The 14794-nt window shown below is 35.3% G+C and carries 10 protein-coding genes; 3 read left to right on the forward strand and 7 right to left on the reverse strand.

Features of this window, described 5'->3' with window-relative positions:
- Window positions 1-24: 24 nt before the first annotated feature.
- Window positions 25-1392, reverse strand: coding sequence for an OTU domain-containing protein (locus tag OPR39_RS03680; protein WP_265039115.1), 1368 nt, complete (start codon window positions 1390-1392; stop codon window positions 25-27).
- 220 nt (window positions 1393-1612) lie between these two features.
- Entirely contained in the window at window positions 1613-2371 is a 759-nt protein-coding gene (locus tag OPR39_RS03685; protein ID WP_015589505.1) for a DsbA family protein, read from the reverse strand.
- A gap of 331 nt (window positions 2372-2702) precedes the next feature.
- Between OPR39_RS03685 and OPR39_RS03690 the strand changes: the two genes are divergently transcribed.
- The 3 genes from OPR39_RS03690 (at window position 2703) to OPR39_RS03700 (ending at window position 5511) form a co-directional block, all read left to right on the forward strand.
- The gene (locus OPR39_RS03690; protein ID WP_007548541.1) at window positions 2703-2855 is read left to right on the forward strand and encodes a hypothetical protein; all 153 of its coding nucleotides are present in this window, start codon (window positions 2703-2705) and stop codon (window positions 2853-2855) included.
- A gap of 10 nt (window positions 2856-2865) precedes the next feature.
- Window positions 2866-3945, forward strand: coding sequence for a Fic family protein (locus OPR39_RS03695; RefSeq protein ID WP_265039117.1), 1080 nt, complete (start codon window positions 2866-2868; stop codon window positions 3943-3945).
- Between the two features lie 87 nt (window positions 3946-4032).
- Entirely contained in the window at window positions 4033-5511 is a 1479-nt protein-coding gene (locus OPR39_RS03700; RefSeq protein ID WP_015589507.1) for a UbiD family decarboxylase, read from the forward strand.
- An 803-nt stretch (window positions 5512-6314) separates the two neighbouring features.
- Here OPR39_RS03700 and ubiA read toward each other — a convergent pair.
- The 5 genes from ubiA to OPR39_RS03725 form a co-directional block, all read right to left on the reverse strand.
- Window positions 6315-7172: a 4-hydroxybenzoate octaprenyltransferase gene (ubiA, locus tag OPR39_RS03705; protein ID WP_015589508.1), complete on the reverse strand. Its 858-nt coding sequence runs from the start codon at window positions 7170-7172 to the stop codon at window positions 6315-6317.
- Between the two features lie 3 nt (window positions 7173-7175).
- On the reverse strand, window positions 7176-7574 hold the full coding sequence (locus OPR39_RS03710) for a ribosome-binding factor A (RefSeq protein WP_015589509.1): 399 nt from the start codon (window positions 7572-7574) through the stop codon (window positions 7176-7178).
- 9 nt (window positions 7575-7583) lie between these two features.
- A complete protein-coding gene (infB, locus tag OPR39_RS03715) occupies window positions 7584-9908 on the reverse strand; it encodes a translation initiation factor IF-2 (RefSeq protein WP_015589510.1) in 2325 nt (774 codons plus the stop codon).
- 9 nt (window positions 9909-9917) lie between these two features.
- Window positions 9918-11480 carry a transcription termination factor NusA gene (nusA, locus tag OPR39_RS03720; RefSeq protein WP_015589511.1) on the reverse strand — a complete coding sequence of 521 codons (1563 nt, stop codon included), beginning with the start codon at window positions 11478-11480 and terminating at the stop codon, window positions 9918-9920.
- An 88-nt stretch (window positions 11481-11568) separates the two neighbouring features.
- Window positions 11569-14643, reverse strand: a complete 3075-nt coding sequence (locus OPR39_RS03725) for an efflux RND transporter permease subunit (RefSeq protein ID WP_265039119.1) — start codon at window positions 14641-14643, stop codon at window positions 11569-11571.
- Between the last annotated feature and the right edge of the window lie 151 nt (window positions 14644-14794).

The raw sequence follows: 14794 nt of genomic DNA on the forward strand, positions 1-14794 counted from the left end.
GATGTAGATAAAGTAGGAAAAATCTTAAACTTTTGAAATTGCTTTATTAATAAGATCGTGCATTTTTAATCCCACCTTCTCTAAGAAAGTGTGGGCATTATCTTCTTGACCTTTTCCTAACTCGCTTTTCAGTTCGTTAATGTCTTTATGACTCTGCGTTAATTGATATACACAAACACATGCAGCGACTAAAGCAGTTCCAGCAAGACATGCAAAAGGAATTGCTTGAGTAATGATAGCAGCTATAGCAGATGCTGTGAATGCTATAGCTGTTATTACAGTAGCTATTACATAAATAGCCTCTTTCCTGTAACTATTGATTAATTTTTTTTGTATTTCTTTTTGTTGTGTTTTTTGTTCTTGCTGATGAGAGGAAGGGATTTTTTTATCTGTGTAAATTTGTAAAACCGGCGCACTAGTGTTGGTATTAATTATTTCTTGTTGTACTTCTTTCTCTGATTGATTAGAAGTAGGAATTTCTCTATCCGTATAAACAGTCGCACTAGCGCTGGCATTAATTCCTTCTTGTCGTGTTTTTTGCTCTAGTTGATGAGAAAAAGGGATTTCTTTATCCGTATAAACAGTCGCACTAGTACTGATATTAATTATTTCTTGTTGTACTTCTTTCTCTGATTGATCAGAAGTAGGAACTCTTTTACCTGTGCCAAGAATTGCTTCACTAGAAACTTGTTGATCTTCTTTTATATCTTCAGAAATTCCACTAAGGAGTGGTACAAAATGTTGCATGTAATTCACTACTCCTACAGTTTTTTTACTATTATCTATCTTTAATTGATCAAGATTCACACCTTGTATAAAAACTTCTAGATCATCATCATGTGCTGTAATTTTAGTTACTGTAACTTTTTGACTATCTTCCTCTATTGAATAAATATCAAGCTCCACTTCATACTTATCACATATCATTCTCCCTTCAATCCCTGGGCGACCCCATATAGGTAGGCTAGCTTCTGTAGCCATACTTCTAATATCTTTTAAATATCTATCAAAAGATGCAATATTGTCTGGTATAATATTGTTCTGGTTATCTTTCATTACATTTCCATTTGAACCTATCATAGGTACAGCATATCCTTCAGCAATATTTTTTGTTATTTCATCAAAAACCCATCGTGAGTCCTTTTTGTTTTCAGCATAATCTGCACAATCTTTTCTTAATGATTTTGCGGTAAAACGATGACCAGGTTTTAACTCATTCAACCCTTGAGCCACGGAGTCAAAAAAGCAATCCCCTGTCTTTAGAGCAGCCCCTATCTTTAGTTTTTTAGAATAAGCACTCTTTAAATTATGCAATAAATTACTTGATTTTTTCTTTTCTTTGATTTGTCGAAAAAGAGCAATTGGTTCTCTTGTATAATTAGGTTCTTTCATATTGTAACTCCAGAATGGTAATTATATATTGAGTTTAACACTTTTTAATGGATTAGTCAATCTTTGCAGGCTGAGGTTATGCTTGACTATAGGCATCACCTGCTTTTCTTGAGCTACTGTGTCACTTCTACGTGCCGTTACTTATCACACCCACAGTTACTATACTCAGGTTCATTTGAGTTGTCAAGCAAAAAAAATAAAATTTTATGGCAAATTGAAACTAGCCTTGCTTGTGACTTAATTCATCTACTTTTTTGCGTAGTATATTTAAATCAGTTGCTCCTACAAACAGACTATCCCCAATTATTAAAAAAGGTGTACCACCTACTCCCAAATCTCTTACTAGAAGCCTACTGTTGTTTATCATTTGCTCAATTTTGTCCGCGTTATCTTTTATGGAATCATTAAAATCGTCCTCATCAATCCCTATGCTTTTCACTATATCCAATATGCTTTCGTCTGAAAATCCTCCTTTGTGACTTAAAGCAGAATAGTGAAAATCGAAATATTTTTCTTTATCAATAAAGTAAACAGCTAAAGCGCTTTTTGCTGCCCTTAAAGAGTCATTACCAAGTATTGGAGCATCCCTAAAGATATACTTAATTTTACCGTCGTTAATTAACTGCTTTATATCATTCTTCATAGCTTTGCAATATCCACAAGAATAGTCAAAGAAGCCTACAGCTATAACACTACTATTTTCATTTCCTGAGTAAGGATAAGCGGAGTCGAATATTTCATTTTTGTACTGTAAAATTTTACCTTTAGTCGCGTTATCTCGAGCAGCGTAACTACTTTTAATCGACTCCTCTTTGAGAGTTTTTACGATCTTATCAAAATTTCTACTGATATAATCATCTAATCTCGTACTTATTTGGTCATCGGTTAGGGTTTGACCGCGGTGTGAAAGCCAATTGTTTATTACTGGTAAACTTGCTACTGCCAGTATAAGAATCAATAAAAACGATATTCTAGACATATACTTATTAAAGAACCTACAATATAAAACTTTTAGTACACATTTATCTATATATTAAAAGAAGCATCTAATGTTAATATATAAAAACATTTATATCAAGTGTATTTTATAGTCAGTTTTGCCTCGAATACAAACTTTACGTACAATGATTAGGTATATTGTCACAAAGTTCATCAGAAGACTTGATAATGTAGGTGACCAAACTACCCCCAGAATAGCCAATTATGAGATGCTCTATCTTTTACCGCCGCGCTGTAAACATGGCGGTAAAACAAAGTTGATAATTTTATTCCGCTGTGTATAATTTCAACAAACTCCGCGGAATAAACATATGAGTGAACCAATAATTGGCAGAGAAAAAGAAATAGCTATTCTACAAGACAAACTTCTTTCTCAATCAGCCGAATTTATTGCTGTTTATGGTCGGCGTCGTGTAAATGTTGTATTATCTGCATTTTATCAGCATAATATAGAAGTAATGTAATGCAGATATTATGCCGATGCCAAATTATACGATTACTTCTAAAATTGCTAATTGCCTTATGAGGATTGAAGCAGCAAAAGAAAAAGTGTTACATTTGCCACTCACTGTATCGATGCTCTCGTCCCTTCGTGAAACTGCACGGCTTTATACCACACACTATTCTACTATGATTGAAGGAAATCGACTTGAGCCTAAACAGATTGAAGAGGTTTTAAGTGGTAAAAGCCACTTTCCAAAATATAGGAGAGATGAAAATGAGGTTAAAGGATATTATGCAGCTTTAACCCAAGTTGAACAATGGGCAGCGAGAACGATCCCTATTACTGAGAAAGCCATTCAAACGCTTCATGCCCTAGTAATGGCGAGTGGAAAATCTAAAGTGAAGCCAACCTCTTATCGTGATGGTCAAAACGTTATTCGTGATAGCCGTACACGTGCAATAATTTATATGCCCCCTGAAGCAAAGGATGTACCAAAGCTCATGAGCAGTATGATTGATTGGATTCGTGACAGTGAGCAAGTGCCTTGCCCAATTATTGCAGGTATTGCTCATTATCAATTTGTAACAATTCACCCTTACTATGACGGTAATGGTCGTACTGCAAGATTGTTGACTACATTAATTTTACACCTTGGTGGATATGACCTAAAAGGGCTTTATTCATTGGAAGAATATTATGCTAAGAATCTAGGAGCTTATTATGAGGCAATCAGTGTAGGTCCATCGCACAATTATTATATGGGACGAGCTGAAGCAGATATCACTAAGTGGGTGGAGTATTTCGTAGAAGGTATGGCAAATTCATTTGAGAACGTTTTACAATGTATAAATGAAGAAGAATACCACACTGATCAGACTGATCTTATACGTAAACTTGATCCTAAACAACGCAAAGCTCTTGAGCTCTTCCAGGAGTTTTCCGCTATTACAGCTAGTCAGGTTGGCGAACTATTTAATTTTAAGCCTCGTACTAGTGCGCAACTTTGTAAAAAGTGGGTGGAAATGGGGTTTATCAAGATTGTAGATTTTTCCAATAGAGGAAGGAAATACAAACTTAGTAAGCAATATGAAGATTTGATCTCAAATTAACTGAAAGCTCGCTAGACAGTGCATAGGTCAAATTTCAATAAAGTGCTTGAAAACTAGATATAAACTTAAAATTTTAAAAACTGGAATATGTACAACAACTTACGCGACTTCATCAAAGCCTTAGAAGAAAAAAAAGATCTGATTAGGATTAAGGAGGAAGTTTCAACAGTTCTTGAAATGACAGAAATTCATCGCAGAGTTTTGTCAAGCAAAGGGCCAGCGATCATTTTTGAAAATGTTATCACAGAAAATGGCAAAAATTCGATTCCAGTTTTGGTGAATTTATTTGGTACTATTAAGAGGATTGCATTGGGGTTGAACATAAATCCTGATGAACTAAGAGATCTTGGTAAACTTTTAGCATTTTTGCAATCACCTGAGCCGCCAAAAAACTTTAAGGATGCTATAAAAATGTTTCCTTTGTTGAAAGTCGTGTTATCGATGCGAAGTAAAGTCGTGAGCAAGGCTCCATGTCAAGAGGTAGTGCTAACCGGAGATGAAGTGGACCTAAGTCTACTGCCCATTCAAACATGCTGGCCAAATGAACCTGCACCACTTATCACCTGGCCGATTGTGGTAACAAAAGGACCCACGAAAGAAAAGCAAGATAATTTTAATCTTGGAATATATCGTATGCAGGTTATAGATAAAAAAACAACACTAATGCGTTGGCTTGCACAAAGAGGTGGCGCAACTCACCACAAACGATGGAAAGAGAAGGAACAAAATATGAAATTTCCTGCTGCTGCTGTGATCGGTAGTGATCCTGCAACGATTATTGCTGCAGTAACTCCAGTGCCAGAAACATTGTCAGAATACCAATTTGCTGGACTGCTGCGAAAGAAGCCGCTTGAGCTGGTAAATTGTAGGACTATTCCACTTCAAGTACCAGCTCACGCGGAAATCGTTCTGGAAGGCTATGTGAGTTTGGATAGATATCAAGACGAAGGGCCATACGGAGATCACACCGGCTACTATAATTCTGTTGAGCAATTTCCTGAATTTAATATTACTGCAATTACTATGCGTAAAAACCCGATATATCTTAGCACTTTCACTGGCAAGCCACCTGATGAACCATCGATTCTTGGTGAAGCACTCAATGAAATTTTTGTGCCCATTCTTATCAATCAATTTCCAGAGATAGTGGACTTTTATCTGCCACCGGAAGGTTGCTCATATAGAATAGCGGTAGTGTCGATAAAAAAATCCTATCCAGGGCAGGCAAAAAGAATTGTTATGGGCATACTTTCCTTTCTAAAGCAATTTTTATACACGAAGTTTATTATCGTTGTTGATGATGATATAAATATACGTGATTGGAAGGAAGTGATGTGGGCAATGTCAACGAGGATGGACCCTGTGCGTGATACAATCATGATAGAAAATGCACCTATTGATTATTTAGACTTTGCTTCCCCTGAAAGTGGACTTGGAGGTAAAATGGGATTTGATGCGACAAATAAAATCCCGCCTGAAACCAAACGAGAGTGGGGAAAGAAAATTGAGATGAGTGAGGAAATAGTAAGAAAAGTCACGGAAAAGTGGGAGGAATATATGGACTAGACTTCTTGCATAAAAGCAGAAAAAAGTTTGGCGTTTTTTATAATGCCGTAATTAGCATTAACTGATAATTGTGATTTAAGTTCGTCACAGTGCCCTTTTTTTGTCATCCTATAGCTATACCGCCGCGGTATCTCTTAGCCGCTAACAAGCAGCGGGATGACGAGCTTATCGTCATGCCGCCACGAACCGTCATACCGCCGCGGTATCTCTTAACATAGATCCCCTACTATACCTTAACATAGATCCCGCTAACAAGTAGCGGGATGACGATTGTCGTTTAGCCATAAATATTAAGAAATTTACTAAATGAAAAAAAAGGCAAAAGAAGCCCTGGGGTTATTATCTGCTTTAAAATATTGGCGTTTTTTATGTTTTAAACGCTTGACAAGCGAGATTCAGCCGCTTTTAATTGCAACTAACTTACGCTGCAAATGTTTAAGAAATTTACTAAGCAGAAAAAAAGACAAAGAATCCCCGAGTTAGCTAGTCTTTTACTATCTCTGTCGAGTATTGGCATTTTTTGATGTCTTGTAACGCTTTATAAGCGCGTTCAGCTTATTTAGATAAAAATCTAGATGTAGATGAAGTTTTGTAAAGACATACAGTATCTATATACTGCAAAAAATTGAACATAAGACGCCGATACATTAAGTAATCCTTACCTTTTAATCTGCAGATTGGCGAAAGCAAATACAATAGCTTCACTGTTATGATAAGGGGGCTGGCGAAGGGTGTCAAGGAAGTTTTTCGTTTCTGCGAGTACCTGAGTTTATTGACTTCATTAGAGCCAAAACTCTTGAGACCTAGGTGATAATTCTATCTAAAAGGATGCCAAAAAAGAGAAGCAACCCTACGTAGGAATTATTTTTAAATATGGACATGCATTGACTGGGATCGTCAGGATTGAAATTTTTGTATTGGCGGTGAAATATGAACCCTACGGCAAGTAGAGCAATATAAAAAATGTTATTTAATGATGATAAAATACCAGCATATAGCCACGTCATAAGAGATATTAAATAAAATCTTTTCAACCAAGATTTTGTTGTATCACCAAAATATAATGCGGTAGATTTCATCCCGAGTTTTTCATCATCTTTTTTATCTTGATGGGCGTATATGGTGTCATAGCTAAGTGTCCAAAAGACGCATCCTATATAAAACAGCAAGGATTCTATACTGATCTGGTTTGTTATTGCTGCTGAGCCCATGAGCGATCCCATATTGAAGGTAAACCCTAAGAACAATTGTGGCCACCAAACATACCGCTTTAATAAAGGGTAAGTAGCTATCATACACATTGAGATTATTCCAAGTATAAGTGTAGTTTTATTAGTTAATAATAAGATTACCAGGTCAATAGACAGTAGCAGTGAAAGTAAAGCTAAAGCCTGCTTTATGTTTAATGCACCACTTGCAAGTGGCCTATATTTTGTTCGTTCAACGTGCGCATCTATTTTTCTATCGAAGATATCATTGATTATGCACCCTGCGGGTCTCATTAAAAATGCACCTATAGTAAACAAAACAAGGAGAAAAAGAACCTGATACGATAGAGAAGTTGAGGCTAAAAGAATACCGCTCAAACTGGGAAATAGCACAAGCCACAAACCCGTTAAACTGTGCAACCTCATTAATGAAAAGTAACGATTGAAATGCATTAATTAAGTGTGATTATGTAATATTTTGCTTACATTAACAAAATTATCGAACGCTAAGTCAGGCTTGAAAACTAGTTCAGGTATAAATCGCAAATCAACATAACACAGTATAGATTTACGTATTGACCATGCAGATTGGTTCATTTCATTAACAACGGTGTTAAGATCACAATTATTCTCAGAAGGATCTCCAGTGCGTCTTTTTTCTGGATCTAAGTAGTCAGCTACTTGAATATTCAATGAAGATAACACAATATATACATCTGCTTTTTTCAAATCTTTACTTAATTTTACGTCAGATACCGCTACATTTTTATTGAACACCTTACCTTCCATTAGAATTCTTGATATTGCTCTATGCAATACCGATGCTATCTTTAGGTTTCTAATTTCCTTTTTCATATCCAGCTACTATAACACCCTTTCTTCTTGCACTAATTGATAAGCTTCCAAAATATCTCCAACTTTAATATCGATATTACCCTCTAGTGATACTCCGCATTCAAAGTTTACACCTACTTCTTTAACATCATCTTTAAATCTACGTATTGCTTTTAACTTTCCTTCATGCACCAATTTGCCACCACGCACTACCTTAATTAAAGAATCTTTTTTTATGACTCCATCACTTACATAACATCCAATGATATTACCAGCTTTAGATACATTAAATATTTGCCTTACAGATGCAGAACCAACACGAACCTCTCGTGTAACAGGCTTTAACATTTTAGTTAAATACATTCTCATGTCGTCAATGAGCTCGTATATTATGTTATAAGTATGTATTTCTATACCTTTTTGTTTTGCCAAGTCCCTTATTTTTGAGTCCACTTTTACATTAAAAGCTAAAATTACTGCACTTGATGCTTCTGCAAGCAGCACATCTGAATCTGTTATCCCTCCTACTGCTTTGTGTAGGATATTTAATTTCACTTGGTCTTTACCGAGTTTATCAATTGAACTTGATATTGCTTCAATAGAACCAGTTACATCGCACTTTAAAACTACAGATAGTTCTTCTGTTTCGCTGTTATTACGACTGAATATATCTAAATTATTGTCGCCCAAATCTTCTTTCTTTTTCTTGATTAACTCTAGCCTGTATTCAACAATTTCACGCGCCTGCTTTTCAGAATTTACAACAACAAATTTATCTCCAGCATTTGGTACACCATTTAGACCAGTAATTTCAATTGGAGCGGAGGGTAGTGCTGCTTTTTCTCTTTGACCAAGGTGATTAACCATACTACGTACTTTACTGTATGTTGTACCAACTACCAATATATCACCAACCTTTAACGTTCCTTCCTCAACTATCAATGTAGCTGATATTCCTTTCGCTTTATCTATTTTGGATTCTATTACCCATCCAAGTGCTCGACAATCTTCTATTGCTTCTAGCTTCATTAATTCAGCGATTAACAAAATCGTCTCTTCTAGTTTATCTAAATTAGTTTTCTTTTTTGCTGATACTGGCACAATCATAACATCACCACCAAGCTCTTCAGGAATGAGATCATATTGAGGTAAGCTACTCATTACTTTCTCCACATCACCAGGCTCAGATTTATCAATTTTATTAATAGCAACTATAATAGAAACATTTGCTGCTTTTGCATGATTTATTGCTTCAACTGTTTGTTTCATGATTCCATCGTCAGCTGCAACTACTATTACAACTATATTAGTAATATTGGCACCACATGCACGCATCGCAGTGAACGCTTCATGCCCTGGTGTATCAATGAAAGTAATTTTTTGCTTATCTTTTGTTATTATTTGATAAGCACCTATGTGTTGAGTTATGCCACCTGACTCTCTTTCTGCAACATTAGATTCACGAAATGCATCGAGCAATGAGGTTTTACCATGATCGACGTGTCCCATAAAAGTGACGATTGGTGGTTTAGGTTTTTTAGGCAGGCTTTCTCTGCCTTCTATAAAAAATAAATCTTTTTCTCTGTTGGTATCGCTCACTCGTTTAGCCGTATGATTAAATTTTTCCACTATTTCACATGCTATATCTGGATCCACCAGATCATCTACTCTATAACTCTCACCGACTTCTTCTTTGAACATTTTTAGCACACTCTTGCTATCTTCTGCCATGCGAATAGATAACTCCCTGATAGTTATTTTGTCTGGTATAATAACTTCTCTTGATATATTTTTACCCTTAGTAAACTTTGACTTTCTACCTCTTATACCAAACCTTTGCTTAAATACAGGGGGTTGTTCAGTTTTTTCATCTATTGCCTGTGCAATTACCAGTTTAGAATGCTTAGAATATATATCTTTGTTGACTTTAAAAGACTTTTTATCGTTGTCCTCATGGTCAATACTATCTTCTTTTGGTTCAACTAAGTGGGTATTACTTAAAACTTGCTTATTTATTTCCTTAGATAAAGCGTCCGCTTCATTTTTCTCGTCAATCTCTTTATTGCTGTCTTCTTTTGCTGTTTTCTCTTTTTCTTCTCTCTGATTTCTTTCTTTCAGCAAAGCAGCATTCTGCACAGCATTAATGCGGAAAATTTGTTCTTTCTCTGTTAAAGAACCTAATTTACTCTCGTCAAATAAATTATGTTCTTCTGCATCATGAGATTTTTTTCTTCTTTTTTTTACTACTGTAGCTCCAGTACTTGGGCTAGCTGAAGAGTTTAAATTGAGGTCTAATTTAAGCTTGCTTAAACCTTGGAGCGTTAATTTTTTATCACTGATATCTTCATTATTCATATTATTTTATTATATTAATCCAAGCTTTTTACGTGCTTCTATGATTATTGAATCTACTGTATCTTTTAGATCTTCTTTGCTATCGGATGAGGAAGAGAGTATGCTGCAAAACTCATAACTTGATAAATCTGCTATGTCCTCTAAAGTCTTAATATCATGCTTACTAAGAGCAATTTTATTGTCTATTGATAAAGTTAAATTGATTACATCATCCTCCATACCTAAACTTTTTAGCTCTTCTATTTTTCTATCATTTTCTGCTTTCAGGTACTTATTTGCTCTATTGTGAAGTTCGTTTGCAATATCTTCATTAAAGCCCTCTATTGAAGCAAGCTCTTTAATTGAAGCGCTAGATATGTCTTCTACACTTGAAAAACCTTCTGTTACCAATAGCTGACCCATAATCTCTTCTAAGTTTAAAGCTTCAGCAAATAAAGCTGAACATTGACTAAGTTCTTTACTTCGCCTTTCTGATTCTTGCTGAGTGCTTAATATCTCAATTTTCCATCCAACAAGCTCTGAAGCTAATCTTACATTCTGGCCCTTTTTTCCTATCGCTAAACTCAATTGATCTTCAGCAACTATTAACTCTATGCAATTTTCATTTTCATCAATAATAACCTTCGATACTTCTGCAGGAGTAATGGCTTTAATAACAAATTGACCCAAATCTGAGGAGTAATTTATAACGTCAATTTTTTCACCATTTAATTCGTGTATAATAGTTTTTATTCTATCTCCCTTAACTCCAACACAAGCACCTACTGGATCAATGTTCTTGTCGGGAGAGAAAACGGCAACCTTAGACCTTGAACCAGCATCTCTAGCTATACCTTTAATTGTCACTAATCCGTCAGCAATTTCTGGTATTTCTTGATTTAATAATGCCTCCAAAAAGCCTTCATGAGTCCTAGAAAGAATAATTTGACGTCCATCATCAGAGCGCTTAACAGTCTGTATGTAAGCTTTAACCTTATCACCTTCACGAAATGATTCACCACCAGTTAAATTTCGCAATGGAAGATATGCCCTAGTGCCATTTATGTCTATAATAAGATCTGAATATTCTACTTGTTTAACAATACCATACCTTATTTCTCCCACCTTATCTTTAAATTCCTCATATTGCTTTTTTGACTCTTCATCTTTAATTATTTGAGCAATCTTTTGCTGGGCAATTCTTGCTGAAGCAAGATCAGTGTTAAGAGAGAGTAATTCACTAACAGTATCTCCAACTTTTGCATCTCCTTTTATTAATTTAGCTTGTGTAAGCGTAATTGATTCACACTCGGTATTCTCTTTTTCATTTGATTCATCATCAATAACTTTTAGTTTTCTATATGAAGTAACTTTGCCTGTGTTTCTATCTATATCAACTACAATTTTACTTTTGCTACCATATTTTTGATGAGCCACTGCTTCTATAGCACTTTCTAGTGCCTTTATTACAACATCAAAATCTAAACCTTTTTGAAGTGAAAGCTCTCCTGCTGTTTTTATTACATCAAGGCTTCCAACTATGTTATTCTTGTTACTTTTCTGCTTAACACTGCTTTTACGATTAGCAATCATAATAAATAAATCCAATGTAATTAGTTATAATTATAGCTCCAACGGGCAAAGAACACTATCTTAAATGTTAAATGATTGCTAATTTAAGTCAAGTTTTTTCATGTTTTTGTATAACAAGCAACGCAGGAGTAAAGAATAAAGTTAAAACCGTTGCAGCCAATATTCCACTTGCTATGGTTGTTGAAATGTCAACCCACCACTGGCTTGATGGAGCATCATATGTGATTTGTAGCGTAAAAAAATTGATATTTAACCTGGTAATCATCGGTATTAAACCAAGAACTGTGGTTGCAACGGTAAGCAATATTGGCCTAACGCGAGAAATTGCAGCGTTTATTACACATCGCTTGATGTCATTTTTGTGTACCTTAATTTGGTGATGAAAGGCATCAAGCAATAGTATGTTATTATTTACTATAATTCCTGCCAAAGCAATTATCCCCACTCCACACATAACAACTACGAAAACTTGTTGGATAAGAAAGAAAACAAAAAACACACATGTTGTGGATAAAAACACTGCTGTCATTACGATAAATGTATGGTATACATTATTAAACTGTGTCACTAATACCAATATCATTAGTGTAATCGCTAATATAAAAGCCTTTAACAAAAATGCTCCTGATTTTTGTTGATCTTCTTTGTCGCCTTTAAAATCAATTTTTACTCCCTTGTCCCAATCCTGGGCAATAGAATTCTGAATGAACTTTACTCTTTCATCAACAAGATAGCCAGTATCAACGTCAGCAGAGATTGTCACTGTGCGTAATCCATCAATCCTGTTTAGTTTGTTTACCTTTTTTTCGGGAGCATATTTTACTATATTGCTCATAGGATACGGGCCATTAACTGTATTGATAAAAAGATTGTCTATAGTCTTCATGTTGCGATCCTTTCCAGGGAAACGGAGTACAATATCGATTTCTTCATCCGTGTTATTTGGTCTATATTTTCCAATCAACACTCCATTTGTAACCATCTTTATAAAATCGCCAATGGTTGCAACACTTACTTCAGAGCTTGTAGCCTTATTCTTATCAACACTCATATTCCACTCTATTTCAGGTGCTGATCTGCTATCTTGAATATTTATAAACCCGGATGAAGGTTGGTTCATAATTTCTAGAATTTTCTCTGCTGCTAAATTCAAACTGGATGCACTCCCGCTGAGGTTGATTTGTATTGGCTTGTCAGCCGACGGTCCTGGCTTTTCCTCTTGAACATTAATTATTATTCCTTTCATGTCTTGCACACTGCTCCTTATATCATTTAGTATGTGCTTAGCTTTGCGCCTGAAGCGCCAATCCATAAGTTCTAGTTGTATTCTGGCGATAACGTTGTCTGAAAATGCTCCTGATCTAGCATAAGAAACATGAATTTCTTTTTCAATGCTCAAAATGCGTTCTTCCACTTCTTTGAGTATCAGATCTCGTGCTTTGGCTGATAAGCTTTCTTTTGCTTTAACACTGATTAAAATATTATCTGAATCCACTTTCGGAAAAAACTTTACTCCAGGACCAAAAGTAAAGTACAGCACACTAAATGAAAACAAAACGAATACAGTAGCACATACGAATTTTTTAGGATGATCCAAAACCTTCTCTAGCATTCGTACGTAAGCTCTTATTATAGGCCCAGCATTTTTTATTTCACCACTTTCGATAGCATTCATTTTTTCAATTTCTTCCTTTGAAGTTACTGATGGCTTTCCAAAGATTGCACCAAGTGTTGGTATAAAAACCAGAGCCATAATGAGCGATCCGGTTAAAGTTAAAATTATTGTAATTGGTATATACTGCATGAATTTTCCCACAGTATCAGGCCAGAGTAGTAAAGGAAAAAACACTGCCAATTTAGTTAACGTTGATGATAAGACCGGATAAAACATATCACGAACTGAAGTGTGAAAGGCTTCTACTTTGCCCATTCCGCAGATCATCTTTCTATCGGCATATTCGCTGATCACAATTGCATCATCAACCAGCATGCCAACAGCCATAATTAAACTGAAGAGCACAACGATATTTAAGGTTATACCCATAAAGTAAAGAGCTATTATCCCAATGAGAAAGGAACCGGGTATCGAGAGTGCCACAAGAATAGCAATCCTTGTTCCCATAGAAAGCATCATTATGATCAATATTAACAACACAGCAAATATTATGCCGTTTTCCAAGTCATCAAGCACATCGCGGACGTTTTTTGACTGGTCGTTTAAGTACACCACTTTTAAATTTTCAGGTAATTGATCTTTTGCCTTATCCATTAAGTATTTTACTTGATTTACTGTGTCTATTATGTTTTTTCCGTTACGTTTTGAAATTTCTAGCACGACACTAGGTAATCCATTAATGCGAGCAAACCCTTGGTGATCTTCAAACCTAGGGTATACTTTTGCTATATCTTTTATTCTCAAAACTGCATCGCCTTTAGATCTAATAGGAATATTCATAATATCTTCTATATCTTTTAGTAATCCTGATATTTTAATCGAATATTTACCGGTGTCATTTTCCAGTGATCCAGCTCCCACTAGTCTATTATTGCTTGATATAGCTTGGAATATTTCGTTTGATTGAATGTTATATTTTGTTAGAACTGTGGGCTCAATTATAACTTCCACTGTTTCTTTACGCATACCCGCCACTTCAACTTTGAGAACATTTGGCAGAGATTCTATTTCTTTCTTTAGCTTGCGTGCTATTTCAGTTAAGGATCTTTCTGGCAAATTACCAATTAAGCCGACATTGAGTATCGGAAATAAGCTCAAGTTTATTTCATTGATTATCGGAGATTCCGCTTCAACAGGTAACTTCGATTTTATGTTTGAAAGCTTTGAACGAACATTATCGAGCACTTCTTTATTATCATACTCTGTTCCAAATTCGAGTATCATGTGAGCACCATCATTAGTTGCAAAAGCTCTCAATTCTCTTACACCTTCGATGGATCTTAGTTCATTTTCTATAGGAAGCACTAATAGCTTTTCACTATCTTGAGCAGAAATCCCAGGAAGTCCAACAAACACGCTGATTATAGGAATCTGTATATCAGGATTGCTTTCCCTTGGCATTTTTACATAAACGTATGAACCGAAGATAAAAATTACTATAAGTAATAATACCACCGCCCTGTTTCGCTCTATGAGTAAGCTCTGCATGTTGAATGTTAGCTGAATATGTGTGTTTGTACAATATTATAGTCGAGATACATTGCATATTAATTAATCCTTGTGTAGCTTTAAAACTTTATGCAAATAATTAAAATTTTCGCAAAATTGCAAGTATAAGAAAATTCCTGTATAATAATTC

This window comes from Wolbachia endosymbiont (group A) of Yponomeuta plumbellus, assembly GCF_947251575.1.
Lineage (GTDB): Bacteria > Pseudomonadota > Alphaproteobacteria > Rickettsiales > Anaplasmataceae > Wolbachia > Wolbachia pipientis.

Bases quoted from the DNA above. Each gene is read 5' to 3' on its own strand.
- OPR39_RS03690 (WP_007548541.1), top strand. From the start codon at position 2,703: ATGAGTGAACCAATAATTGGCAGAGAAAAAGAAATAGCTATTCTACAA.
- OPR39_RS03725 (WP_265039119.1), bottom strand. From the start codon at position 14,643: ATGCAGAGCTTACTCATAGAGCGAAACAGGGCGGTGGTATTATTACTT.
- OPR39_RS03700 (WP_015589507.1), top strand. From the start codon at position 4,033: ATGTACAACAACTTACGCGACTTCATCAAAGCCTTAGAAGAAAAAAAA.
- OPR39_RS03680 (WP_265039115.1), bottom strand. From the start codon at position 1,392: ATGAAAGAACCTAATTATACAAGAGAACCAATTGCTCTTTTTCGACAA.
- OPR39_RS03685 (WP_015589505.1), bottom strand. From the start codon at position 2,371: ATGTCTAGAATATCGTTTTTATTGATTCTTATACTGGCAGTAGCAAGT.
- infB (WP_015589510.1), bottom strand. From the start codon at position 9,908: ATGAATAATGAAGATATCAGTGATAAAAAATTAACGCTCCAAGGTTTA.
- OPR39_RS03710 (WP_015589509.1), bottom strand. From the start codon at position 7,574: ATGAAAAAGGAAATTAGAAACCTAAAGATAGCATCGGTATTGCATAGA.
- ubiA (WP_015589508.1), bottom strand. From the start codon at position 7,172: ATGCATTTCAATCGTTACTTTTCATTAATGAGGTTGCACAGTTTAACG.
- OPR39_RS03695 (WP_265039117.1), top strand. From the start codon at position 2,866: ATGCCGATGCCAAATTATACGATTACTTCTAAAATTGCTAATTGCCTT.
- nusA (WP_015589511.1), bottom strand. From the start codon at position 11,480: ATGATTGCTAATCGTAAAAGCAGTGTTAAGCAGAAAAGTAACAAGAAT.